A 25,040-nucleotide genomic window follows, 5' to 3' on the forward strand; every position below is an offset into this window, starting at 1 on the left:
GGATTCCTTCAGGCTGGCATGCGCGGCACGCTGGCGAGCAGCCGCTGCGTGTAGGGGTGTTGTGGGTTGGCGAGGATGTCGGCGGTATAACCCTTTTCGACGATCCGGCCGCGTTCGAGGATAACTATGCGCTCGCACAAGGCGGCGACGACGCCGAGGTCGTGCGAGACGAAGACCAGCGTCATGGTCTGGCTGAGGCCTTTGAGCAATTCCACGATGCGGATGCGCGTCGACAGATCGAGCGCACTGACCGCTTCGTCGGCCAGCAGGAGGCTGGGGCCCGACACGATGGCGCGCGCAATCGCGATGCGCTGGCGCTGGCCGCCAGAGAACTCGTGCGGGTAGCGTTCGAGCACACTGGCGTCGAGGCCTACCGACACCAATGCATCGGTGACCATCTGGCGGTGATCGCCAGCGATGCGGAGCGAACGCAAAGGTTCGGCGACGATGGCGAAGACCTTCTGGCGCGGGTCGAGTGAGGAATAGGGGTCTTGAAAGACCACCTGAACCTGCCGTCGATATTCGCGCATGAAAGCGGCTTTGCCTGGGTCGAGCTGTGCGGCCTTGAAGGTGATGCGGCCCGATGATGGGCGGATAAGGCCCAGTAGCAGGCGCAACAGCGTGGTCTTGCCCGAGCCGGATTCCCCGACCAGACCGATGCTATCGCCGGGGGCTATGTCGAGCGAAGCGCCGTCGAGGACGAGGCGGGTTTTGGAGTAGCCGAAGCTGACGTTATCGACGGTAAGAAGGCTCATGGCGCGCCTCCGAGAGCGGCGTCAAAGGCGTGTGCGGCGGAAACCAGTGACTTTGTGTAGTCGTGCTGTGGCGCGCCGAAAACGCCGGCGATGGGGCCGGTTTCGACGATCTCCCCGTGACGCAGGACGACAACGCGATCAACGATGGTGGCGACCACAGGCAGGTCGTGGCTGATGAACAAAAGCGCCATGTTTCGCTCGCGCACCAGGCGGTCCAGAAGGGCGAGGATCTCCGCCTGGGTGGTGACGTCGAGGGCGGTGGTGGGTTCGTCGGCGATCAACAGAGCCGGCTCGCAGGCGAGCGCCATGGCGATGGCGACGCGCTGGCGCTGGCCGCCGGAGATTTCGTGCGGATAGGCTCGGGCAATACGGTCCGGGTCGGGCAGGGCGACATCGTGCATCAATTTGAGCACGGCGGCGTGCAGCGCTTCGCGGGAGAGGCGATGGGGTGCGTGACGCTGGATGGGCTCGGCAATCTGACGGTCGACGCGCATGAGCGGATCGAGCGCGGTTAGCGGCTCCTGAAACACGAAGGCGGCGACGCGACCGCGCAGGGTATTGAGCTTGCGTTCTGATGCGCCGATGACCTGTGTGTCGCCCAGAATGACCGAACCCTTGGCGGTGATGCCGGGCGCGAGAAGTCCGGTGGCGGCCATGGCGGTCAGTGACTTGCCAGAGCCGGATTCCCCGATCAGCCCGACGCGCTCGCCGGGGGCGATGGTAAGGTTGACGCCGGACACCAGAGTGGTCTGGGGCGTGGCGATGGACAGGTTTTCGATGGTGAGCAGGCTCATCGTGCGCGCCTCGTCGGGTCGATGCTGTCGCGCAATCCGTCAGCCAGAAGGTTGATGCCAATGACCAGCGACACCAGCGCAATGCCGGGCGCGATGGCGCCGATGGGGGCAGTGTAGACGGTGCCTTGCGCTTCCTGCAGCAGGCGGCCCCAAGAGGCGTTGGGCGGTGGAGCGCCAAGGCCGAGATAGGACAGCGAAGCTTCGGCAATGGCGGCGAGGCCAAATTGCAGGGCGAAGCTGACCGACAGGGTTGGCCAGATATTGGGCAGAACGTGGCTGAAGACTATGCCGAGCCATGACGTACCGGAGGTGCGGGCGGCGGTGATGTAGTCCATCAGCAGCACGCGTTTGGCGAGGATGCGCGTGAGGCGCGCGACGATGGCCGAGAGGGCAATGCCAAGGGCGAGAATGGCCGAGCCAAGGGTTGCAGTCTCGCTGGCGGCGACCACCAGCATGGCGATCAGCAGCGTCGGGAAGGCGATGAGGATATCGAGTGCTGCGGCCAGCGCGTCATCGAGGAACTTGCTGGCGAAGGCGGCCAGAAGGCCCAGCGTGACGCCGATTGCTGCGCCGATGGCGACGGCGCCAATGCCCACGGTGAGGGCGATGCGCGAGCCGATCATGATCTGGGTAAGGAAGTCGCGACCCAGGCGGTCCGTGCCCACCCAATGCAGCCAGGACGGCGCTTCGAGGCGTCCGCCAGCCATGGCGCTGGGGTCATAGGGCGTCCAGACGAGCGTCAGCAGGCCGACGATAACGTGCAGCGATACAAGGATAATTCCGGCCCAGAGGGTGACGGATTTCCAGCTGCGGCGTCGCGATGGGGTGATCTGGTCGATGGCGGTCATGGTGTGCCGGCTCCACGATCGCGCAGGCGCGGATCAACAATGCGCTGGGTGAGATCAGCGGCAAAGCCGATGAGCAGGACGAGCAAGGTCGAGATGAACAGCACGCCCTGCACGTTTGGGTAGTCGCGCTGCTGGATGGCCAGCAGGAGCATGGAGCCGAGGCCGGGGAGGCTGAACACGCGCTCGATGACCACGGCGCCGAGGAAGGTGCTGGCGAGCTCGATGCCCAGAATGGAGATGACCGGAACCGCGCCATTGCGCAGGCCGTGGCGGATCAAGGCTTCGGGGAAAGAAGAGCCAAGGGCACGGGCGGTGCGCAGGTAGTCGCTGCCCAGAACCTCAAGCGTTGCGGCGCGGACATAGCGCAGCATGGAGGCGGACATGACCAGCGCGATAGTGAGGACCGGCAGGATCATCGCCGTACTGGCTTCGCCGAAATTGGCCCAGCCCTTGAGCGGGAAACCGCCGGACGGCAGCAGGCGCAGATTGATGGCGAAGAACGAGACCAGAAGGATGCCAACCCAGAAAACCGGGATGGCGATGCCGAGCTGGGAGATCACGGAGATGGCCGCGCCATACCACTTGGTGGAGCGGACGGCGGCGATGATGCCGAGTGGGATGGCGATAATGAGGGCGGTGACGAAGCCGAGAATGGTCAGGGGCAGGGTGACTGAGAGACGGTTGCCGATCTCTTCGACCACCGATGCGCGGCTGACGAAGGAGGTGCCGAGATCGAAACGGGCGAGATTGCCGATGAAGGAAATGAACTGCGCGTAAAGTGGTTGATCGGAGCCAACCTGGGCGCGCGCGGCGGCAATCTGGGCTTCGGTGGCGCCGACGCCGAGCAGCGCATTGGCCGGATCGCCGGGCAATAGGCGGAGAAGGATAAACAGCACCACGGCTGCTACCAAAAGCGAGAATAACAGGATGACCAAACGGCGCAGGGTGTAGGCGAGAATGGGTCTGGTCTTTCGATTTATGTGGGCCGGAAAATGATCCTAGCCCATTGGTAAGGGCCGGACAAATGGCTGTCGCCATTGTATCCGACCCTTTGAATTCGTTAGCACACTGCTAACATTTCGACGTTGATCGCGTGAGTGCTTTTCAGGCCATCCTGCTATGCTTGTGGCGCAGAAGGATGAACGTTTTAAGCCGCTTACTTGGCCTTCTGGATGTCGTAGGCGAAGAACTGCGAGTTCAGGCCGTTGACCGGGTATCCCGTGACGTTCGAGGCAGAGACCACGATCTGGGGATAGAGGTAGAGCCAGTTGCTGGCCGCGTCCTCGGCGATGATCTTGTTGGCTTCGGTGAGCTTGGCAGTCTGCTCATCGACCGAGACAGCCGATTCCGCATCAGCGATCAACTTGACGACCTCCGGGTTGTTGTAGCCCCAGTAGAAGTCTGGATTGCCGTAAAACACGATATCGCGGTGGTTGACGTGTTCCTGCAGCGTCGCCTGGAAGTTCTTCTCCTGGTAGACCTTGGTGTACCATTCGTTGGCGGTGATGATGTTGATGTTCGCCTTGACGCCGATCTTGGCAAACTCGCTCTGCAGGAACTGGGCGACCAGTGGATGCGGATCGTAGTCAGGGGTGTCGATGGTGAACTCGAAGCCATCTGGATAGCCAGCTTCGGTCAGCAGTTCCTTGGCGCTGTCTGGGTTGTAGGCATCAACGCCGGTCAGATCGACATACCATGGGTCGGTTGGCGGAACGAACGAGCCGATCAGCGTGCCGTAGTCACCCCAGATGGAGTTCAGCAGCTTTGCCTTGTCGACGGCGCGGGCGAGAGCCTTGCGAACCTTGACGTTGTCGAACGGTGCGACGCGGTCGTTATAGGCCAGGATTTCCTTGGTGGTCGAAGCGCCTTCGGTGACGGTGTAGGCGGCGTTGCCGCTGAACTGCGCCAGTGAATCGGGGCTCTGAACCGAGGTGATGACATCAACGGCGTTGGTCAGCAGCGCGTTGTTGAGCGCGGTTGCGTCGGTGAAATACTGGTAGACGACTTCGCCATTGGTTGGCTTGTCGCCCCAATAGCCGTCAAAGCGGGCGAGGGACAGGGCCGAACCGCGACGCCATTCTTCGAGCTTGTAGGGGCCGGTGCCGTCTTCGGTTGCGGTGATGTCGGCAGCCTTGTCGTTGACGATCCAGACGTAGCTGAGATTGTAAGGCAGCGAGATGGAGCGAGCAGAAAGGGTGATGACGACGGTATTGTCGTCTGGTGTCTCGATGCCAGTGATGGTCGAGAGGCTCTTCTTGCGCGAGCTCTTGGAGGTTTCGGCAGTAACGCGCTCGATGGAGTATTTCACATCGGCAGCGGTCAGAGGCTCACCGGAGTGAAATGTGACGCCGTCCTTGAGGGTGAATGTATAGGTCAGGCCATCTTCGCTGACCTTGTAGTCGGCGGAGAGCTTTGGCTCGACGGTGCCGGCATCGGTCAGCTGGAAGAGAGCTTCGTAAACGTTGCCGTTGAAGGCTTCGTTGATGCCCTGGCCAGCGCCAGCGGTGTTATCGAGGTTCTGTGGCTCATAGAGCGAACCGATACGGATGGTGGCGTCGGCGTCGTAATCCTGGGCGAAAACGGCCGGGGAAACGGCAACGCTTGCGAGCAGGGCGGCAACCAGCAGGTTGCGGCGGGAGATAATCGACATGGGAGGAGTCCTGTCAGTGGGTGAGTGCGGACGCTCCGCCCACAACTCTTGAGCAACAAATATCGCTTTCCCAACCAAAACCCCATCCGCAGGTTAGTTTATAAATGCATGTTCCTTGGGCGGGTAGAAATGACTTCCTGCGCCAACCATGCGGGTGAAAATCTCATTTCAGAGACAGCCATGGATGCGCCGAAGGTCTGCCGGGCGGGCTTTGGGTCGAACGGTGGGATTGTCGTCCTAGGACCGTGCGGGTGCCCAGGATGATCTGGCTGCGCTTGAGGCACGTCCAATGGCGTTAGAAGCCTCCACAGACTAACCCGGCAATAATCCTTCGATTGATTTCGGCGTCCCGGGCCGCATGCGAACGTTCCTTGTCTTTTTCTGGGGGAGCGCATGAAAACCTACAGCAATTCTGTTCTTGCCCAGTCCATCACGCTGTCCAGCAAGTTTTCGGGACGCGCGACGCGCTCCGTCGTTCAAACGCGTGAGCCGTCGGATGGCTCGAAGTCTGTCGTGCGGTATCGGCGTGACGGTGGACGGTCGTGGGGCGCTTTGGCTTCGGGCGAAGGGGGCGGTTTTCACGGGCACGACAAGCATGGCTTGCACCAAGTGTTTTCGGGCAAAGGTGATGGGGCCCCAGGGCGGAACTACGCGGTAACATCGTCCTACGCGGACCCGCTTTCGGTGGTTTCGACAGGACCGGTGCTGTCGCCAACAGCGCCGGTGACCGCATCGGAAACGTCGATTCAGCCGGCGGCGCCTGTGCTGTCGCCGGTTGCGCCTGCGGCGACGACGCCGGCGGTGGTGCCTGCGCCGACGACAGGATTTCAGATTGCGCCGGTCGACGCGCCGGCAGCCACAGCGCCCGATGCGGCGGAGGCTTCGGCGGCGGTTGTTGACTGGCGCGCGAGCTGGCTGGCCGCTGCGGCACAGACGCCATGCGGGTCTTGCACCGGGCGCGCCTGCACCATGTGCTCGGTGCGCACGGGTGGCCCGGCAGCAGGCAATGGCAAGCCGACGGGCTATGCGCCGCGCACGCTGATATTTTACGACCCATCCGAAGAGGCAGCAGGCGCCGAAAAGATTGCGCCGGCTCTGACTGTGCCGTCGGCACGCACCGACAACGCTGGCACTTCGTCACTCACAGCGGCTGCGGCGCCCAATGCCATCGTGCTTGAAAACCAGAAGCAGGGCACGCCGGAAAGCGTCTGGATGATCGGCAAGGCCGATGCGTCCATCGAAGGCTATGCGGCGGAGTTCACGCTCAACCACGGCCAGAGGGTCGACTTCAAGATCAACACCGATTCCAAGAACTACCGCGTCGATATCTATCGGCTGGGCTATTATGGCGGCGATGGCGCGCGGCTGGTGCACACGATCAATCGCACCCTCACCACGGCGCAGGGCCAGCCGGTGCCGCTGTTTGACCCCACCACAAAGCTGGTGGATGCCGGCAATTGGTCGGTTTCGACATCCTGGGACATTCCGGCGGATGCCGTTTCGGGCGTCTATTTCGCCAAGCTGACGCGGCTCGATGGTTCGGGCGGCGAGAACATGATCCCGTTCATCGTGCGCGACGACCAGGCACCGAGCGACATTACCTTCCAGACATCCGACACGACTTGGCAGGCCTATAACTGGTGGGGCGGCTACAATTTTTACGGCGGCATCGATGCGGGCGGGAGGGAAGGGCGCGCCAGTGCGGTGAGCTATAACCGGCCGATCATTTCGCGCGACGGTGGCTTTTCCGCAGGGCCGCAGGACTTCATCTTCGGGGCGGAATATTCGGCGATCCGGTTCATCGAGCAGAACGGCTACGACGTCAATTACATCTCAGGCATCGATAGCGCGTCCAATGCGGCGCAGCTGCTGAATAGCAAGATTTTCCTGTCGGTCGGGCATGACGAATACTGGTCGGGCGAGCAGCGGGCGAATGTCGAAGCGGCACGCGATGCGGGCGTCAACCTGTCATTCTGGAGCGGCAACGAGGTCTATTGGGAGACGCGCTGGGAATCGAGCATCGATGGCACGGGCACGCCCTACAAGACGCTGGTTTCGTATAAGGAGCGCTGGGACAACGCCAATAGCGACGTCAATGGCACAACCTCGACCTGGCGCGACCCGCTGCTGGGTTCAGGCAAGCCGGAAAACAGCCTGACAGGCACGATCTTTACGGTCGATTCCTACCGGCTCGATGCCATCGATGTACCCTATGATATGTCGAACCTGCGCTTCTGGAGCAATACGGCCGTGGCCGGGATTGAGCCCGGCGAGGTCTATACGCTGACCAAGAACCTGCTCGGCTATGAGTGGGACTCCGATCTGGACAACGGCTTCCGGCCAGCCGGGTTGGTGCCACTGTCGTCGACCACGGTCGATGTCAATTCCCTGCTGCTCGACTATGGCAATGCCGTGGGGCCGGGCACGGCGCAACACAGTCTGACGCTTTATCGTGCGCCCAGCGGCGCCTTGGTGTTCGGCGCAGGTACGGTCTACTGGTCATGGGGGCTCGATAGCCATCACGACAATGAAGCGACGCCGATCGACCGCAATGTGCAGCAGTCGATGATCAACCTTTTTGCCGATATGGGCGTGCAGCCGACGACGCTGATGCAGAGCCTCGTGGCAGCCAATCAGACCACTGATCATCTCGCGCCGACCAGCATCATCACCTCGCCGACAGCGGCGGGCGCACTGACGGCGGCGCAGACTGTGACCATCACGGGGACGGCGACCGATGCGGGTGGTGGACTGGTATCGGTGGTGGAAGTGTCGACCAATGGAGGCACCACATGGCACAGGGCGACCGGGCGCGGAAACTGGACCTATAGCTGGACGCCGATCATTGGCGGCAACTACACGATCCTGTCGCGGGCAGTCGATGACAGCGTCAACCTGGAGACGCCCAGCACCGGCATAACGGTCAATGTGAGCCAGGGTGGTTCGGGCAATCTGTTTGGGCCAAACGAAACCCCAGCAACGCCCTATGTGGTCGATCCGACGCCAGTCAATGTCGGCGTCACCTTCAGCGCCAACACGTCGGGCAGCATTGTGGGACTGCGCTACTTCAAGGGCGCGGGCAATACCGGCCAGCATATCGGCTCGCTCTGGACCTCGACCGGGACGCTGCTGTCGAAAGCCACGTTCCAGAACGAAACGGCCAGCGGCTGGCAGACGGTGATCTTTGATGCGCCGATCTCTATTACGGCTGGAACCACCTATGTCGCGAGCTATTACGGCACGCTCGGCTATGCTGCATCGTCGAACTATTTCGTGTCTCCGCATACACGCGGCGCGCTGACCTCGACCAATGGCGTCTACACCTATGCCAACCAGAACGCGTTCCCAACCATCTCGTCATCGGGCACCAATTACTGGGTCGATGTGGTGTTCAGTGGCGCGGTCACCGCCAACGATCCGCCGGTCGGCAACAATGACAATGGCTTTCTGGTGCAGCGCAACACGCCGATTACCTTTTCGGCGGCAACATTGCTGGCCAACGATACCGATCCCAACAACGACCCGCTGACCATTATCGGGGCAGGGGCAGCGTCGGGTGGCACGGTGACCTTTAACGCACAGGCGCAGACCATCACCTTCACGCCCAATGCCGGTTACACCGGGACGGCGACGTTCGGATATTCGATTTCGGACGGTCGCGGCGGCACCGGTTCGGCCATGGTCAGTATGAATGTGGTGACGGCGGTCAGCCAGAGTTCGCTGTTCCAGCCCAGCGACACGCCGAGCAGCCTTTCCAGCACCGACACGGCCCATGTCAATCTGGGCGTCAAGTTCGTGGCGTCGGCAGCGGGGATCATCACCGGGATCAAATACTACAAGAGCGCCACTGACGTCGGCACCCATACCGGCTCGCTGTGGAGCAGCACCGGAACGCTACTGGCCTCGGCGACCTTTGAAAACGAGACTGCGAGTGGCTGGCAGACGCTGAGCTTCAGCAATCCCGTCCAGATCGCGGCGGGGGCGACCTATACGGCCAGCTTCCACAGCAATGGCCACTATGCCACGACGCCCAACTACTTCACGACGGCCCATACCAACGGGCTGCTGACCGCACCGGCGGCCGGCAATGGCGTGTTCACCTATGGCATCGGCAATGTCATGCCGACCAGCACCTATGGCAACACCAATTACTGGGTCGATGTGGTGATGAACTCGACCGCCAGCACCAACCAGGCGCCCGTTGCAACGAATGATAGCGGCTTCACGACGCCGCTCAATACGGCCCTGACGCTGGCAGCCAGCGCCTTGCTGGCCAATGACACGGACCCCGACAGCGATCCGCTTTCGGTGACCGGCGTCAGCAATGCGGTCAATGGCACGGTGACGTTCAACGTCCAGACCAACAGTGTGCTATTCACCCCGACGGCGGGCTATTCGGGGGCGGCGTCCTTTGTCTATGCCATTGCCGATGGGCGTGGTGGCACGTCCAACGCGACGGTCAATCTCACCATTGCTGCCGCACCCAATCGGCCGCCGGTTGCCGGCAATGACAGCGGCTACACCACGGCGCAGGGGCAGGCGCTGCAGATCGCCGCCGCTGCGCTGCTGGGCAATGACACCGACCCCGACGGCGATCCGCTGACCATTACCGGCGTCAGCGGCGCGGCCAATGGCACGGTCGCGTTCAACGCCCAGACCAATATCGTGACCTTCACGCCAAACGCCGGTTACACGGGCGCGGCGAGCTTTAACTATGCCGTGGCCGATGGCCGGGGCGGGACCGCATCGGCGGCGGTGGCGCTGAACGTTACAACGCCGATCACCGGCAGTACGGTGTTTGCCGCCAATGCCACGCCTGCGACAGCCAACATCAATGACAGTGCATCGGTTGAACTCGGGATGCGGTTCACGGTCGCCTCGGCAGGCTTCATCACCGGCGTGCGCTTCTACAAGGGTGCACAGAATGTCGGCACCCATACCGGCACGCTGTGGAGTGCCACCGGCACCCAGCTGGGCACGGTGACTTTCGGCAATGAGACGGCGTCGGGCTGGCAATCGGCCAGCTTCAGCAACCCGATCGCGGTCTCGGCGGGCACCAGCTACATCGTATCCTACCATGCGCCAAACGGCCACTATTCGGCCACCGGCGCCTATTTCGGCACGGCTACAACCAATGGCCAGCTGACCGCACCGCAGAGCGTTACGGGCAGCACCAATGGCCTCTTCACCTACGGCTCCAACACAGTCCTGCCGACCAGCAGTTACAATGCCACCAATTACTGGGTCGACGTCTATTACCAGCAAGGCGCCAATACAGCGCCGGTTGCCAACAATGACAGCGGCCTGACCACCCAGCGCAACGCGCCGCTGCAGATCGCGGTGGCTACACTGCTGGCCAACGACACCGACGCCAATGGCGATCCGCTGGTGGTGACGGGCGTCAGCGGGGCAACGAACGGCACGGTGAGCTTTAACCCCCAGACCAATATCGTGACCTTCACGCCCAATACCGACTATTCCGGCGCTGCGAGCTTTAGCTACGCGATCTCGGATGGGCGAGGGGGCACGGCATCGGCAAATGTGGGGCTGACAGTCGCGCCACCGGTCGCCGGAACGTCGCTGTTTCCCAATACGGCAGTGCCGACCACAACGACGGTCAACGATCCGAACGGGGTCGAGCTGGGCATGAAGTTCACCAGCTCGCAGGCCGGCACGATCACCGGCGTGCGCTTCTACAAAGGCGCGCAGAACACCGGCACCCATACCGGGACGCTGTGGAGTTCGGCGGGCGTCAAACTCGGCACCCTGACGTTCCAGAACGAAACGGCAAGCGGCTGGCAGACCGCGTCCTTCGCGACGCCAATCGCCATCACGGCCGGCACGACCTACATCGTGTCCTATCACAGCAATGGCAATTACTCGGCGAGCGCCAACGGCTTCGCATCGCCCGTCACCTCGGGGCCGCTCACGGCGCCTTCGAGCGCGTCGAGCGGCGGTAACGGCCTTTATGCCTATGGCGGCGCCAGCGCCTTCCCGACCAACAGCTACAACGCCTCCAACTACTATGTCGACGTGGTCTTTAACGGACAGCTGGCGTCCTGAGCCGGCATCAGAACAGGGAACAACTATCATGCAAGGCGAACTCTACGCCGACGCTATCGGAGAAATCACCGTGACGGGAACGGTGGTGCGCATCGACCTGGTGAGCCTGTCGGCCACCATGCGCGATGACACCGGCCAACCTGTGCCGGAGCTGCGCCAACGCATCGTCATGTCGCTCGAAGGCTTCGCCAACAGTTTTGATGTGCTGCAAAAGGCCATGAACGGGCTGATCGAGGCGGGCGCCATTCGCCGCAACGAGCCCGATGATGTGGTCGTGCCGGTCAAGGGCAAGACCAATGGCAATGGCCACCACAATTCGTCACCCAACTTTGCCTGAGAGGCGGCGCACGCGCCATCATGCAGCCCCCAGTTCAGACCGGCCCGGAATGTCTTGCGGCCACCTTGCGACACCATGGTTTTGATGGCGACGCCGAACGGTTGATCGCCGAATATGCCATTCGCGACGAGGGGGTCGGGTTCGACCTCATGCTGCGCATGGCCCGCGACGCAGGGCTCAAGGCGCGCCGGACCAGGTTGAAACCTGCGGCTATTCTGCGCCTGGGGCAGGCCTATCCGGCGCTGGCCCGGCTACAGAACGGCAACTGGATCACGGTGCTGGGAGCAGGCAAGGACGAGGCCGGCGCGGTTGTCCTGCGCCTGTTCGATCCGCTGGCCGAGGTGCCCGGTGGACTGATCACGGTCCAGCTCGAGCAGTTTGCCAAGCACTGGAACGGCGACCTGCTGCTGGCCAAGCGCAGCTATGCCATTGCCGATCCGGAACAGCCGTTCGGCTTCCGCTGGTTCGTGCCCGAAATCATGCATCAGGGTCGCCTGTTTGGTGATGTCGCGGTGGCGGCGCTGTTTCTCTATGCGCTCGGGCTGGCGACGCCGATGTTTTTCCAGCTGGTGATCGACAAGGTGCTGGTACACCAGAGCTATGCCACGCTGTCGGTGCTGGCCATCGGCGTTTGCGTGTCGCTGTTGTTTGAGGCGGTGTTCGTTTTTCTACGGCGCTATCTGCTGATCTATGCCACCAACCGGATCGATATCCGTGTTGCGACCAAGACATTCCGGCATCTGCTGGATCTGCCGATCACCTTTTTCGAGCAGGCCTCGGCGGGTGTGCTGGTCAAGCACATGCAGCAATCGAGCCGCATCCGCGAGTTTCTGACCGGCAGGCTGTTTCTGACCCTGCTCGACGCGATGTCGCTGTTCGTTTTTGTGCCGGTGCTGTTTCTCTATAGCCCGACGCTGTCGATGATCGTGCTGGGCTTTAGTGCGCTGATCGGGGTGGTCGTCGCCTCGTTGATCGCGCCCTTCCGCAAGCGGCTGGCGGCGCTCTATGCAGCCGAGGGCGCGCGTCAGGGCCTGCTGGTCGAGACCGTCCACGGCATCCGCACGCTCAAGTCGCTGGCGATGGAACCGCAGCAGCGCCGCGTCTGGGACGATCGCTCCGCCCAGACCATCAACACGCGCTTCAAGGTGGAAACCATCTCGATCACCGCACAGGCGGTTACGGGGCTGCTCGAAAAACTGATGGGCGTGGCCATTATCGGTGTCGGCGCGCTGCATGTGTTTGACGGCAGCATGACGGTCGGTGCGCTGATCGCGTTCAACATGCTGGCCGGGCGCGTCTCGGGGCCGCTGGTGCAGATCGTCACCATGGTGCACGAATATCAGGAAGTGGCGCTGTCGGTGCGCATGCTGGGCGAGGTGATGAACCAGAAGGTCGAGCGCTCTGACCGTACCGAAGGCCTGCGCCCCGAACTGGTGGGCAATATCGACTTCGAGAACGTGGCGTTCCGCTATCGCTCGGACGGGCCATTCGCGCTCAACGAAATCAGTTTCACCGTGCCCGATGGCTCCATCATGGGCGTGGTGGGCCGCAGCGGCTCGGGCAAAAGCACGGTGACCCGGCTGATCCAGGGGCTGTACCCGATCCAGCAGGGTCTGATCCGCATCGGCGGGCATGACCTGCGCGAACTCGATCTCAACCACCTGCGCCGCAGCGTCGGCGTCGTGCTGCAGGACAATTTCCTGTTTCGCGGCACGGTGCGCGAGAACATCTCCGCGGCCAAGCCGGACGCCACGTTTGAAGAAGTGGTCGAGGCGGCCAAACTGGCGGGCGCCGTGGAGTTCATCGAGCAGATGCAGCGCGGCTATGACACGCTGATAGAGGAGGGGGCCGAGAACCTCTCCGGCGGCCAGCGCCAGCGCCTGTCGATTGCGCGGGCCCTCGTCACCAATCCGAAAATCCTGATCCTCGACGAAGCCACCAGTGCGCTCGATCCAGAAAGCGAAGCCATCGTCAAACGCAGCATCAAGGGCATCGCGGCCGGACGAACGGTAATCATCGTCTCGCATCGCCTCTCCATGCTGACCGATGCCGACGCCATTCTGGTGATCGATCGCGGCCGTCTGGTCGATGTCGGGCCGCATAGCCAATTGGTATCGCGTTGCACGACTTACCGACATCTGTGGAACCAGCAGATGAAGCTCGCAGGATGAGTGTCGCTCAGAGGCGTCCAAGGCTGGTCAAGCCGCCGAACAAGCCTGATCTGAAGCTCGTCTCCTCGGTCAAGCAACCCGCCGTCATGGATTTCCAGACCGACGCCATCGCGCTGGAGGAGCGCAAACCGCCCGTTACCGCCCGCATGACGCTCTACCTCGTGGCCCTCGCGATCGGATGCGGCATCTACTGGGCAAGTGTTTCGCAGATCGACGAAATTGTCGTGGCGCCGGGCAAGCTAACCACCAGCCAGCCAACGCTGGTCATGCAGCCCTTTGAAACGTCAATTATCCGCACCATCGAGGTTAAATCCGGCGACATCGTCCATAAGGGACAATTGCTGGCAACACTCGACCCGACTTTTGCGTCTTCCGACACGGGGCAATTGCAGGCCAAATTGACGGGATTCGAGGCGCAGATCGATCGGATCAAAGCCGAGCTCGCCGGCACGGCCTATACGCCGCCGCCAAATGCGTCAGCCGAAGCCTTGATGCAGGGGCAGTTGGCAGCGCAGCGCCTCGCCGCCTACCAAGCCAAGCTCGACGACTATGACGCCCAGATCGGGCACGGCAATGCCACGATGGCAGCTGCCAAGGCGCAGGAGGCCAAGCTGGAACAGCGGCTGGAGGGCCTGCAGGAAATCCAGACCATGCACGCCACACTCGCCGATACCGGCAATGTGTCCAAGCTGACCTTCATGCAAAGCCGCGACCTCAGCCTTGATCTGCAGGTGACGCTGGCGCAGGTCAACGGCCAATATGCCGAGGCCGTCCAGCAACTGGAACAGGTGCAGGCCGAGCGGCAGAACTATATCGAGGACTATCGGCGTCTCGCCATGGAGGCGCTGGTCGACCTCGAAGACAAGCAGGCCGGCGCCAGCGAAGAGCTGCGCAAGGTGGACTTGCGGACCTCGATGTCACAACTGATCGCGCCCGCTGACGCCGCCGTGCTCGAAGTCGCCGAGCGTTCGGTGTCCTCGGTCGTGCAGCCCGCCGAGCCGCTGATCACGCTGGTGCCGCTCAACGTGCCGCTGGAAGTCGAAGTAACGGTCGCCAGCAACGATATCGGCCATCTGGCCGCTGGCGATGCTGCCCGGGTCAAGTTCGACGCATTTCCGTTTCAGGAACACGGCACGATTGACGGCAAAGTCGTTTCCATCAGCGAAAACTCCTTCGCCAAACCGGCCGGCGCCGATCCCGCCGGCGGCGCCGCCTTCTACAAAATCCGCATTGCCCTGGGCCAAGACCAGCTCAAAAGCGTCCCCACAACCTTCCGCCTCCTGCCAGGCATGACCGTCTCCGCCGAAATCCACGCCGGCGAAAGAAGCATCATCTCCTACTTCCTCTACCCCCTGATCCGGGGGCTAGACGAAAGCCTGCGCGAGCCTTGAGGGTTCAACTGGAAACATCATGGAACAATCAAGGTGCCCATGTGCACCTGCTACCTCTGATCTAGGGAGCGCGATGGGCTTGTTTCAAGCCCGGCTTCTGAGTCTATGATCGCCTGTCTTCGTTCGAAGGGAGAGACGCATGGCGGCCACAGCTGAGGGTATTAGCGGGCCTTTCTATCACGGCACGCGCGCCGCGTTCGGTATCGGCGATCTGATCTCGCCCGGTTTTAGGTCCAACTATGGCAAGGGGAACAGGGCGTCGTGGGTCTATTTCGCGGCGACGCTGGAAGCGGCTGTCTGGGGTGCCGAGCTGGCGCTCGGCGATGGGGCGCAGCGGATTTATATCGTTGAACCCACCGGGCCGCATGTCGACGATCCGAACCTGACGGATAAGAAGTTTCCCGGTAATCCGACAAAATCCTATCGCTCGCAGCAGCCGGTACGAGTGATTGGCGAGGTGGAGAGCTGGGTGGGTCATCCGGCCGAACAGCTGCAGGCGATGAAGGACATGGTGGAACGGCGGCGGCAGGAAGGCGTCGAGGCGATCGACTAGCGTCGCCGCCCTTCGTCAGGGCGCGGGGTCGGTTACGATGGGCATGATGTCCACCCCATCGCCGGGGAAGGTGGTGATGTGGGGATGGGTCTCGAAAATCCGGGCGGCATCTTCGATGGTCGCGGCTTCGACGACGAGATAGCCACACAGCGCGTTGCTGGCGCTGGCAATGCCATCCCGCTTCACCCGCATTGTTTTGCCGACCATGCCGCCCTTGTCGAGGATCGACCCGGCATGGCGCTCTTCCCATGCCGCCCATTGCTGGACGCCCAAAGCATCCACAGCGTCCTGCTCAGCCTTGGGCATGGCGCGGAAACGATCAAAGTCTTCGTGACGCATAGTGTAAACGGCGAGGAAGCGCGGCATGGCAAAAGCTCCTGGCAGTCGTTAGCCGGGAGAGACTAATCCAGAGCGACGGCTTCGTCACGCGGGATACCAGACAATGATCGCTTGTTCGACGACTGGCTGTCAAAGACCGACGAACTCAACGTCCTCCCAACCCGCCGCGTCCTGCGCTGCCAAGACGAATTCCAGCGTTACAATGCCAGCTGGAACTACATCATCGACACCTTCCTGACGCCCCAGCAAAACTAGGCTTGCAGGTCATCCAAAATGAAAAACACCGCTCCTTTGGGGCGGTGTTTTTAATGGGTGTCCGTCGAACGAGAACGCAGAAAATCTGCAATGCATGTGTGATGTTCGATTTCCTAGACCCAGCGATTTAGACACGGTACGTCGCGCGTTCCAGTATCTGGGGCTACTGTCTGAGTGTGCGTCCGTACTCGTCAAATATTGCAGCGCATTTGAGGTCGGAACGAAGTGATACCCTCTCGCTAGAATAGAAAGTAGGGTTTGACGCTACGCTGGAAAAGCTGGCGACGACGGAACTCTTAATTGTGTCAATGTCTGATTCTGAGAAACCATAGGCGGTTCCTATGACTTGCCTCAGGTTCGTTTTTCCCGTCGTTGCCAAGGTTTGCATGTTGATGTCGTGATAGCCGAAGCCGAGAAAAACCATCCGCACCGCAGATTTCACTTCTATGTCTATAGCTAGTGAAAGTGCTTCGTCGCTTATCTGCTCGGTGAATGTGCGAATGCCTTTCGCCAAGTCGACATAGTCATCGCGCCCCGAAATCCCAAACCGCACTGCATTATTTTGGCGAGCAACAGCTGGCAAGCTTCCTATCGTTCCATATGGGTGTATTACTTGAAGGCGAGACATAACTTCTTTTGTCCGACTATCATCAAGCGAGAAAAAATTCTGAATCGCGTGTTGAAGGTACCATTCAAGAGAGCGATCGTAATTGAAGGATATGAATGAGACATTCTCAAATATATCTTCGACATTGCTCTTGCGTAGTCCCTCAGTAAGTAGCTGAAATAGGCCGTGATAGTGAGTTGAGGTCACTCTTCCAAGCATGGCTGGAACGTCGCTTACTTCCTTGAAGTATATGGCGCTATTTTTCTCGCATTCGGCAATTTCTCGGACGACCGCTAGCTTTCCTAGGAAAGCAATATCGTCATCCTCCTGCGCGTCGATGTAATTGTCTATGGAAAGCGCCAACGGTAACGCCGCTACCATCCGCCGCGTTTTATCGAGGTAGCGGTTTATATCGCCCCCACGGCCTTTAGGGCCTTCGACAACTGACCGCAAAGCATCAGTTATAGCTGGGTCTCCTGACGACTGGGTCCAGCCGTCAGGAAATCGAATGTTAAGGCGGGCCGCTAGCTTGTGCTTCAGCTCGGCACCGGTTGGGAAGCCGATCTCCTTACTGGCACCGGCTCCCAGAACGAACAACGTCTTCGAGTTGACCGCCATTGCTAAATTTTGCAGCCTGACTCAGCTGCAACCTGTCGTCGTGCCGCAGGTGTCGCACTTCAGGCAGGTGCCGTTACGGACCATGGTGAAGTTGTGGCACTCGGTGCACTGGTCGCCGGTGTAGCCCTTCATCTGGGCTTCGGCGCGGAGCAGGGTTGGGTCCTTCTGGGTGGGCGGGCTCGGGATTGGGTTGAGCTCGGCCGGAGCGAAGGCCGCCGGAGCGATCTGGGTTTCCTGCTTGAGGGCCGTGGCGGTGCGCAGCGCGGTCACGGTTGAGGTCTGCATTGCCTGGACAGGATTGTACTGGTGGTCGCCCGAGACGATCATCAGCGACTTGTTGGCAACGCGGCCGCGGGTCATGCCGCGGGAGACAAAGCGCTCGGCGGGCACCGGGGCAGGGCTGTTCGCAGCGTGCGACGGCGCCTGCTCTTCGGCAACGCCCTTGCCGAGCGAAGTCGGGCTGTCGGGATTGACGTGTGCAAGGTCATCCCGGTCGAGATAGGAAACGGCCAGTTCGCGGAACACGTAGTCGAGGATAGACGTCGCGTTCTTGATGCGATCATTGCCCATGACCATGCCGGCAGGCTCGAAGCGCGTGAAGGTGAAGGCCTCCACGAACTCGTCCAGCGGCACGCCATATTGCAGACCAATCGAGATGGCGATGGCAAAGTTGTTCATCATCGCGCGGAAGGCGGCGCCTTCCTTGTGCATGTCGATGAAGATTTCGCCCAGGCGACCGTCGGCATATTCGCCGGTGTGGACATAGACCTTGTGGCCACCAACGACGGCCTTCTGGGTATAGCCCTTGCGGCGGTCTGGCATCTTTTCGCGGTTGCGCACTTCGATTTCGCGCTCAACGATCCGCTCGACGATCTTTTCGGCGATGAGCGGGATACGGGCATCGGCGTTCATCGCAACGAGGTTTTCGATGTGGTCTTCGTCGTCATCCTCGTCAGCCGCAGCCAGAACCGAAGAGTTCAGCGGCTGGCTGAGCTTGGAGCCGTCGCGATAGAGCGCGTTGGCCTTGAGCGCCAGGCGCCAGGACAGCATGTAGGCTTCCTTGGCTTCTTCGACGGTGGCGTCGTTTGGCATGTTGATGGTCTTGGAGATCGCGCCCGAGATGAAGGGCTGGGCCGCAGCCATCATCAGGATATGCGATTCAACCGAGAGGTAACGCTTGCCGATCTTGCCGCATGGTGTGGCGCAATCGAACACGGGCAGGTGCTCATCCTTGAGGTGCGGCGCGCCTTCGAGCGTCATCGCACCGACGACGTGCAGGTTGGCCGCGTCGATGTCCTTGCGCGAAAAGCCCAGGAACGGCAGCAGCTCAAAGGTGAAGTCATTGAGCTGCTCGTCGGTGACGCCCAGGCTCTTGAGGAAGTCGGCACCAAGCGTCCACTGGTTGAAGATGAACTTGATGTCGAAGGCCGAAGCGGTCGCGGCGTTGAGGGCTGCGATCTTTTCGTCAGTGAAGCCCTTGGCCTTGAGCGTTGTCGGATTGACGCCGGGTGCCTGGTTCAGGTTGCCATGGCCGACGGCATAGGCTTCCATTTCGGCAATGTCGGATTCCGAGTAGCCGAGGGTGCGCAGGGCTGGAGGAGCCGCACGGTTGATGATCTTGAAGTAACCGCCACCGGCGAGCTTCTTGAACTTGACCAGCGCGAAATCGGGCTCGATGCCGGTGGTGTCACAATCCATCACCAGACCGATCGTGCCGGTCGGCGCGATAACGGAAACCTGCGCGTTACGGTAGCCGTGCTTTTCGCCGAGCGCGAGGGCATTGTCCCAGGCGATCTTGGCGCGTTCGCTGAGGTTCGCGTCGATCAGCGAAGCATGGTCCAGCGGAACAGGCGTGATCGAGAGGTTTTCGTAGCCGGTCGCATTGCCGTGGGCGGCGTTGCGATGGTTGCGGATGACGCGCAGCATGTGCTTGGCGTTGCGCTTGTAGTCCTTGAAGGGGCCGAGTTCCTTGGCCATTTCAGCGGACGTGGCATAGCTGACGCCGGTCATGATGGCGGTGACGGCACCGGCAATGGCGCGGCCAGCCTCTGAGTCATAAGGAATGCCCGAAGTCATCAGGAAGCCGCCGATATTGGCGTAGCCGATGCCCAGGGTGCGATATTCGAACGAGCGCTCGGCAATCGCCTTGGACGGGAACTGCGCCATCATCACCGAGATTTCGAGCACAATGGTCCACAGGCGGACAGTGTGCTCATAGGCGGCCGTGTTGAACGAGCCGTCCTCGTTGCGATAGGGCAGCAGGTTCACCGATGCCAGATTGCAGGCGGTATCGTCGAGGAACATGTATTCCGAGCAGGGGTTCGATGCATTGATCGGGCCCGCTTCAGGCGAGGTGTGCCACTCGTTGATGGTGGTGTGATACTGGATGCCGGGATCAGCCGATGCCCATGCTGCGTAACCAACCTGTTCCCACAAATCGCGGGCCTTGAGGGTCTTGGTGACCTTGCCGGTGGCGCGAGCCTTGAGATCCCAGTCGCTGTCGCCTTCAACGGCGCGCAGGAAGTCGTCGGTCACGCGGACCGAGTTGTTGGAATTCTGCCCGGAAACGGTCAGGTAAGCTTCGCTATCCCAATCGGTGTCGTAGACCGGGAATTCGATATCGGTGTAGCCCTGCCTGGCGAACTGGATGACGCGGTAGATGTAGTTCTCGGGAACCAGCGCCTTCTTGGCAGCACGCACTTCGCGCTTGAGAGCGGGGTTCTTGGCTACGTCAAAGCAATCGTCGCCCGAACCTTCGCAGTTCACGGCAGCCTTCATGATCAGCTTGAGGTGCTTGGAGACAACCTTGGAGCCGGTCACGAGAGCGGCGACCTTCTGCTCCTCCTTGACCTTCCAGTTGATGTATTCTTCCACATCTGGGTGATCGATATCGAGCACGACCATCTTGGCGGCGCGACGCGTGGTGCCGCCCGACTTGATGGCGCCAGCAGCGCGATCGCCGATCTTGAGGAAGCTCATCAGGCCAGAAGACTTGCCGCCGCCCGAAAGCTTTTCGCCCGAACCGCGCAGAGCCGAGAAATTGGTGCCGGTGCCCGAACCATATTTGAACAGGCGCGCTTCGCGGACCCAGAGGTCCATGATTCCGTTTTCATTGACCAGGTCGTCATTGACCGACTGGATGAAGCAGGCGTGTGGCTGTGGGTGCTCATAGGAGCTCTTGGACGAGACCAGCTTGTGGGTGAAGGGGTCCACATAGAAGTGCCCCTGGCCGGGGCCATCGATGCCATAGGCCCAGAACAGACCGGTGTTGAACCACTGTGGGCTGTTTGGCGCGACGCGCTGGGTGGCCAGCATATAGGCGAGTTCGTCAAAGAACGTGCGTGCGTCCTCTTCGCTATCGAAATAGCCGCCCTTCCAGCCCCAATAGGTCCAGGTGCCGGCCAGGCGATCGAACACCTGGCGCGAGTCCATTTCCGAACCATAGCGTTCGGCTTCGGGCAGCTTGGCGAGCGCAGCTTCGTCGGGGACGGAGCGCCACAGCCAGGACGGCACGGAGTTTTCTTCGACTTTCTTCAAGGCCTTGGCGACGCCAGCCTTGCGGAAATACTTTTGTGCAATGATGTCAGCCGCGACCTGGCTCCAGGTCGAGGGGATTGCGATGTCTTCGAGCTTGAACACCACCGAGCCATCGGGGTTGCGAATCTCGCTCGTGGCAGAGCGGAATTCGAGGGAGCCGTAACGGTCCTGATTGGCGGTGGTAAACCGGCGTTCGATGCGCATTGTCGTCGTAATCCCCAATGTAACGAGCACACACATGCTCGCGAGCCGAAATCCGGCCTCTCATCCAAATCTGTGTTGACGCTTCACCAACCGGGCCCGTTTGGCGGACCCGCGAAATTGCCTGTGCCAAGACTGTGGTGCTGGTCTGATTGCCTGCACTCTTGCCGAGGACTTGTCCGTAACAGCATGTGTACCGGACCGTCGAAAACATTCTGCCGATTCAAAGCCAGCGTCAACGACAGAAATCACAAGGTCTAGTGGTTCGTGACGATGATGCGACAACAGCTAGTAGGGGTAATATGTGGATTACGGGGACAAAGTGCAAGGAAAACACAGGGCTTGAGCAAGTGATTTGACGCTTTTTCCAAGCCCTACCGGCAAGCTAAATCCGCACTGAGGAAGCGCCGCTAACACCACGGAAATCCTTGATGATCGCCTCTTTGCGATGGGTGTTAATCGCGCGTTTACGATGAATGTTGCGCGTAGAATCGCCGGCCCGGAATGGTGTCAAGCGCAGAAATTTTGCCATAAAACCGTCGCCTACAAATGGACACCACCACTTGTGGGTTGGTTGTGTGCGAACACACCACGGCTTCGCGCCAGCCTGACCACGGCAGATCAAGGGTTATTGCGCGTTTGAGCCCATCGGCGGGGCAGGTGCTCCATATTTGGGTGATGGCTGTCTCGAAGATGACGGCAGCACACAACCCCTAGATGTTGTGTCTGAGATGAGCGGGCCACTATGAGTCGTGCTGCTGTGCATATGTCGCCGAACAGCCTCGGTGGCAGTGCGCTCATGGCTGGGTTGAAGGCGCGGTAAATTCACCGCCAAACACTAGGCTGCGTGGACCACCCATGGTACACCGGCGCAACTCGAATATCTCGACGGCGGAATCGACAATTGGCCAAATCCGGTATCAAGCAGTTCCTCAGTGAAATCTTCTCCTGGTGGGGCGGGCAGACGTGGGGAACGCGGCTGTGGATCAAGCGCTTCGGCAAATATGTCGGCAGCGACGAATTCGGCAATCGCTACTATCAGGACACCAAGGCCGACCGCCGCTACGTGACCTATGTCGGCTATGCCGATGCGTCCAAGATCCCGCCCGGCTGGCATGGCTGGATGCATCACCGCACCGACATCGTGCCGTCGCAGGACAAATACGTTCCGCACGCCTGGGAAAAGCCGCACGAGCCCAATCTGACCGGCACCGCCGCCGCCTACCGTCCAGACGGCAGCCTGCTCAACAAGGGCGAGCGTCCTCGCGTGACCGGCGACTACGACGCCTGGTCGCCTGAATAGGGACTGCGGCGCCTTGCGCCTTAGCGATTCAACAGGTTTGCGTGTGCTGACAATGCTGGTGCCCATGGTGGCGCTCGCAGGTCTGCCTCTGCCCGCCGCTGCCCAGCCCATTGCCAATCCCGTCGCGACCTTTGCCGGCCTCGACAAGATCACGGGCCGCATCACGCGCTTTGACGTCTATATCGACGAGACAGTGCTGTTCGGCGCGCTCGAGATCACGCCACGCGCCTGCTACGACCGCCCGGACACCGAAGCGCAGCGCGTTTCGGCCTTCCTTGAAGTTGACCAGCGCAGCCTGACCGGCGTTTCCAAGCGCATTTTCACCGGCTGGATGTTTGCCGATAGTCCGGCGCTGAACGCTGTCGACCACGCCATCTATGACGTATGGCTGGTCGAGTGCAAAACCAGCACCGACGTTCCGCCACCCGAGGCGCGCTAAACTGCGGGCAGGGCAGATTGGCCCTATCGTTTTCCGGGAATGATCGCTCTTTGGAGCAGCAACGGGCTCAGAGATTAGCGCGGTCCCAGGCCCACCAGTCGCCCTTGTGCTGCAGGGCCTCGGCGAGGCGCTCCTCATAGTCCTCGCGCGGAATTTCCGTGCCGCCCAGTGACGCCAGGTGGTCGGTCACAAACTGGGTGTCGAGCAGCACATAGCCGCCGGCATTAAGGCGGTCGACCAGATGCGCCATCGCCATCTTGCTGGCATTGGTGCGGCGATGAAACATCGACTCGCCAAAGAAGGCGCCGCCGATGGCGAGGCCATAGAGGCCACCGACCAGATCCCGGCCGTCCCATACTTCCACCGTGTGTGCGACGCCCCGACGGAACAGTTCGCCATAGACGGAGCGAATGGTGCGGTTGATCCAGGTGTTGTCGCGGTCCTGCCCGACGGTGGCGCAGCCCTCGATGGTCGCTGCGAAATCGCTGTCAACCTTGACGGTAAAACCCGTCTTGCGGATCGCCTTGCGCAGGCTGGTCGAGAGGTGAAAGCCATCGAGCGGGATGATGCCGCGCATTTCCGGGCTAACCCAGAATATGTCCTCGTCCGTCGCGTCTTCGGCCATCGGGAAAATGCCGGCGCGATAGGCGCGAACGATCAGCTCGGGGGTGATGTCGACATCGAAGGGGTCTTGTCGGCGGGCCATCAGTAGACCTCATCCTGAGCTTGTCGAAGGGCGAGGTCGTGGCACCATGCGGGCACGACCTCGTGGTTCGACGGGCTCACCATGAGGTCTGCTGCGACACCCATGATGAGCCTTCAATCAGACCTTGTTCTCGGCCAGGTATTTTTCGAGCCAGTGAATGTCGTAATTTCCGGCCAGAACGTCTGGCTCGCGGATCAGACGCTGGAACAGCGGCAGGGTGGTCTTGATACCGTCGATGACGAATTCGTCGATCGCGCGGCGCAGACGCTGCAGGCATTCCTCACGGGTACGACCGTAAACGATCAGCTTGCCGATCAGCGAGTCGTAATAGGGCGGGATCTTGTAGCCCTGATAGACAGCAGAATCGACGCGCACACCAACGCCACCAGCGGGGTGGTAGAAGGTGATCGTGCCCGGCGATGGTGCGAAGGTCTGTGGGTCTTCAGCATTGATACGCACTTCGATGGCATGGCCATAAAAGCTCACATCGGACTGACGCATCGACAGCTTCTCGCCCGAAGCGACACGAATCTGTTCGTAGACGATGTCGATGCCGGTGATGCGTTCCGTAACCGGATGCTCCACCTGCAGACGGGTGTTCATTTCGATGAAATAAAACTCGCCATTCTCGTACAGGAACTCGATCGTGCCAGCTCCCGAATACTTCAGCTTGCGCATCGCGGCGGCGCAGATCTCGCCGATCTTGTCGCGCTCTTCCGGCTTGATGGTGGGGCCACCGGCCTCTTCCCAAACCTTCTGGTGACGACGCTGCAGCGAGCAGTCACGCACACCAAGATGCACGGCATTGCCCTGGCCATCGCCAAGCACCTGCACTTCGATATGGCGCGGCTTGCCGAGGTACTTTTCCATATAGACGGAATCGTTGCCAAAGGCGGCCTTGGCTTCGGTGCGCGCGGTCGACCAGGCTTCGAGAACGTCGGCTTCGGTCTTGGCGACCTTCATGCCGCGACCACCACCACCGGCGGTTGCCTTGATCAGAACCGGATAGCCGATTTCGCGGGCGGTCTTGATCGCGTCTTCGTCGCTTTCAACGGCGCCGACAGAGCCGGGAACGACCGGAATACCAAGCTCGACGGCGGTCTTCTTTGCCGTGATCTTGTCGCCCATAATTTCGATATGGTGCGACGAGGGACCGATAAAGGTCACCTTGTGCTCGGTCAAAATCTTGGCGAAACGGGCGTTTTCCGACAGGAACCCGTAACCGGGATGTACCGCATCGGCGCCAGTGATCTCGCAGGCCGCCATGATCGACGGAATGTTGAGATAGCTGTCCTTGGCGGCTGGCGGACCAATGCAGACGCTTTCGTCGGCGAGGCGCACATGCATGGCATTGGCGTCGGCCGTCGAATGCACCGCAACGGTCTGGATACCCAGTTCCTTGCAGGCGCGCAGGATGCGCAGAGCGATTTCGCCGCGATTGGCGATGAGGACCTTTTGGAACATGAAGTCCCC

18 protein-coding genes are annotated in these 25,040 nt (G+C 61.0%); 8 read left to right on the forward strand and 10 right to left on the reverse strand.

All coding sequences use genetic code 11. From position 1 onward, the window contains the following. Positions 1–8 precede the first annotated feature (8 nt). The 5 genes from ABIE28_RS06745 to ABIE28_RS06765 all read right to left on the reverse strand — a co-directional run bounded on the left by ABIE28_RS06745 (position 9) and on the right by ABIE28_RS06765 (position 5,047). A complete protein-coding gene (locus ABIE28_RS06745) occupies positions 9–755 on the reverse strand; it encodes an ABC transporter ATP-binding protein (RefSeq protein WP_354061313.1) in 747 nt (248 codons plus the stop codon). Beyond that, the gene (locus ABIE28_RS06750) at positions 752–1,549 is read right to left on the reverse strand and encodes an ATP-binding cassette domain-containing protein (protein WP_354061315.1); all 798 of its coding nucleotides are present in this window, start codon (positions 1,547–1,549) and stop codon (positions 752–754) included. Before ABIE28_RS06750 ends, ABIE28_RS06745 begins: the two co-directional genes overlap by 4 nt. Further along, positions 1,546–2,397 carry an ABC transporter permease gene (locus ABIE28_RS06755; RefSeq protein ID WP_354061317.1) on the reverse strand — a complete coding sequence of 284 codons (852 nt, stop codon included), beginning with the start codon at positions 2,395–2,397 and terminating at the stop codon, positions 1,546–1,548. Before ABIE28_RS06755 ends, ABIE28_RS06750 begins: the two co-directional genes overlap by 4 nt. Then, the gene (locus ABIE28_RS06760) at positions 2,394–3,341 is read right to left on the reverse strand and encodes an ABC transporter permease (RefSeq protein ID WP_354066413.1); all 948 of its coding nucleotides are present in this window, start codon (positions 3,339–3,341) and stop codon (positions 2,394–2,396) included. The genes ABIE28_RS06755 and ABIE28_RS06760 overlap by 4 nt, the downstream gene beginning before the upstream one ends. A gap of 212 nt (positions 3,342–3,553) precedes the next feature. Beyond that, complete coding sequence (locus ABIE28_RS06765; RefSeq protein WP_354061319.1) at positions 3,554–5,047, reverse strand: ABC transporter substrate-binding protein; 1,494 nt, start codon at positions 5,045–5,047, stop codon at positions 3,554–3,556. Positions 5,048–5,440: 393 nt separating this feature from the next. Here ABIE28_RS06765 and ABIE28_RS06770 point away from each other — a divergent pair, with 393 nt between their 5' ends. From ABIE28_RS06770 to arr, 5 genes are all read left to right on the forward strand, one after another. Beyond that, positions 5,441–11,110, forward strand: coding sequence for a DUF4082 domain-containing protein (locus ABIE28_RS06770; RefSeq protein ID WP_354061321.1), 5,670 nt, complete (start codon positions 5,441–5,443; stop codon positions 11,108–11,110). Between the two features lie 28 nt (positions 11,111–11,138). Next, a complete protein-coding gene (locus ABIE28_RS06775) occupies positions 11,139–11,447 on the forward strand; it encodes a hypothetical protein (RefSeq protein WP_354061323.1) in 309 nt (102 codons plus the stop codon). 20 nt (positions 11,448–11,467) lie between these two features. Beyond that, positions 11,468–13,618 (forward strand): peptidase domain-containing ABC transporter, encoded by a 2,151-nt coding sequence (locus ABIE28_RS06780; protein ID WP_354061325.1) that lies wholly within the window; start codon positions 11,468–11,470, stop codon positions 13,616–13,618. Next, entirely contained in the window at positions 13,615–15,009 is a 1,395-nt protein-coding gene (locus ABIE28_RS06785; RefSeq protein WP_354061327.1) for an HlyD family type I secretion periplasmic adaptor subunit, read from the forward strand. The genes ABIE28_RS06780 and ABIE28_RS06785 overlap by 4 nt, the downstream gene beginning before the upstream one ends. Before the next feature lie 139 nt (positions 15,010–15,148). Next, positions 15,149–15,562: an NAD(+)--rifampin ADP-ribosyltransferase gene (gene arr / locus ABIE28_RS06790; RefSeq protein WP_354061329.1), complete on the forward strand. Its 414-nt coding sequence runs from the start codon at positions 15,149–15,151 to the stop codon at positions 15,560–15,562. A 15-nt stretch (positions 15,563–15,577) separates the two neighbouring features. On the opposite strand, the gene ABIE28_RS06795 is transcribed toward arr, so the two are convergent. Beyond that, entirely contained in the window at positions 15,578–15,928 is a 351-nt protein-coding gene (locus ABIE28_RS06795) for a hypothetical protein (RefSeq protein ID WP_354061331.1), read from the reverse strand. 84 nt (positions 15,929–16,012) lie between these two features. On the opposite strand from ABIE28_RS06795, the gene ABIE28_RS06800 reads away from it, so the two are divergent. Further along, positions 16,013–16,156 carry a hypothetical protein gene (locus ABIE28_RS06800; RefSeq protein WP_354061332.1) on the forward strand — a complete coding sequence of 48 codons (144 nt, stop codon included), beginning with the start codon at positions 16,013–16,015 and terminating at the stop codon, positions 16,154–16,156. A gap of 163 nt (positions 16,157–16,319) precedes the next feature. Here the strand turns inward: ABIE28_RS06800 and ABIE28_RS06805 are convergent, their stop codons facing one another. Both ABIE28_RS06805 and ABIE28_RS06810 read right to left on the reverse strand, forming a co-directional pair. Beyond that, positions 16,320–17,381, reverse strand: coding sequence for a hypothetical protein (locus tag ABIE28_RS06805; RefSeq protein ID WP_354061334.1), 1,062 nt, complete (start codon positions 17,379–17,381; stop codon positions 16,320–16,322). Positions 17,382–17,402: 21 nt separating this feature from the next. Next, entirely contained in the window at positions 17,403–21,122 is a 3,720-nt protein-coding gene (locus tag ABIE28_RS06810) for a vitamin B12-dependent ribonucleotide reductase (protein ID WP_354061336.1), read from the reverse strand. A 916-nt stretch (positions 21,123–22,038) separates the two neighbouring features. On the opposite strand from ABIE28_RS06810, the gene ABIE28_RS06815 reads away from it, so the two are divergent. Both ABIE28_RS06815 and ABIE28_RS06820 read left to right on the forward strand, forming a co-directional pair. Then, positions 22,039–22,422: an NADH:ubiquinone oxidoreductase subunit NDUFA12 gene (locus ABIE28_RS06815; protein WP_354066414.1), complete on the forward strand. Its 384-nt coding sequence runs from the start codon at positions 22,039–22,041 to the stop codon at positions 22,420–22,422. Between the two features lie 52 nt (positions 22,423–22,474). After that, positions 22,475–22,861: a DUF2155 domain-containing protein gene (locus ABIE28_RS06820; RefSeq protein WP_354066415.1), complete on the forward strand. Its 387-nt coding sequence runs from the start codon at positions 22,475–22,477 to the stop codon at positions 22,859–22,861. A 67-nt stretch (positions 22,862–22,928) separates the two neighbouring features. On the opposite strand, the gene aat is transcribed toward ABIE28_RS06820, so the two are convergent. Then, a complete protein-coding gene (aat, locus tag ABIE28_RS06825; protein WP_354061338.1) occupies positions 22,929–23,567 on the reverse strand; it encodes a leucyl/phenylalanyl-tRNA--protein transferase in 639 nt (212 codons plus the stop codon). Positions 23,568–23,684: 117 nt separating this feature from the next. Further along, positions 23,685–25,031 carry an acetyl-CoA carboxylase biotin carboxylase subunit gene (gene accC / locus ABIE28_RS06830; protein WP_354061340.1) on the reverse strand — a complete coding sequence of 449 codons (1,347 nt, stop codon included), beginning with the start codon at positions 25,029–25,031 and terminating at the stop codon, positions 23,685–23,687. Between the last annotated feature and the right edge of the window lie 9 nt (positions 25,032–25,040).

Source organism: Devosia sp. 2618, assembly GCF_040546815.1.
GTDB lineage: Bacteria > Pseudomonadota > Alphaproteobacteria > Rhizobiales > Devosiaceae > Devosia.

Coding starts and splice junctions, on each gene's coding strand:
- ABIE28_RS06745 (WP_354061313.1), bottom strand. CDS start 755: ATGAGCCTTCTTACCGTCGATAACGTCAGCTTCGGCTACTCCAAAACC.
- ABIE28_RS06750 (WP_354061315.1), bottom strand. CDS start 1,549: ATGAGCCTGCTCACCATCGAAAACCTGTCCATCGCCACGCCCCAGACC.
- ABIE28_RS06755 (WP_354061317.1), bottom strand. CDS start 2,397: ATGACCGCCATCGACCAGATCACCCCATCGCGACGCCGCAGCTGGAAA.
- ABIE28_RS06765 (WP_354061319.1), bottom strand. CDS start 5,047: ATGTCGATTATCTCCCGCCGCAACCTGCTGGTTGCCGCCCTGCTCGCA.
- ABIE28_RS06770 (WP_354061321.1), top strand. CDS start 5,441: ATGAAAACCTACAGCAATTCTGTTCTTGCCCAGTCCATCACGCTGTCC.
- ABIE28_RS06775 (WP_354061323.1), top strand. CDS start 11,139: ATGCAAGGCGAACTCTACGCCGACGCTATCGGAGAAATCACCGTGACG.
- ABIE28_RS06780 (WP_354061325.1), top strand. CDS start 11,468: ATGCAGCCCCCAGTTCAGACCGGCCCGGAATGTCTTGCGGCCACCTTG.
- ABIE28_RS06785 (WP_354061327.1), top strand. CDS start 13,615: ATGAGTGTCGCTCAGAGGCGTCCAAGGCTGGTCAAGCCGCCGAACAAG.
- arr (WP_354061329.1), top strand. CDS start 15,149: ATGGCGGCCACAGCTGAGGGTATTAGCGGGCCTTTCTATCACGGCACG.
- ABIE28_RS06795 (WP_354061331.1), bottom strand. CDS start 15,928: ATGCCGCGCTTCCTCGCCGTTTACACTATGCGTCACGAAGACTTTGAT.
- ABIE28_RS06805 (WP_354061334.1), bottom strand. CDS start 17,381: ATGGCGGTCAACTCGAAGACGTTGTTCGTTCTGGGAGCCGGTGCCAGT.
- ABIE28_RS06810 (WP_354061336.1), bottom strand. CDS start 21,122: ATGCGCATCGAACGCCGGTTTACCACCGCCAATCAGGACCGTTACGGC.
- ABIE28_RS06820 (WP_354066415.1), top strand. CDS start 22,475: ATGCTGGTGCCCATGGTGGCGCTCGCAGGTCTGCCTCTGCCCGCCGCT.
- aat (WP_354061338.1), bottom strand. CDS start 23,567: ATGGCCCGCCGACAAGACCCCTTCGATGTCGACATCACCCCCGAGCTG.
- accC (WP_354061340.1), bottom strand. CDS start 25,031: ATGTTCCAAAAGGTCCTCATCGCCAATCGCGGCGAAATCGCTCTGCGC.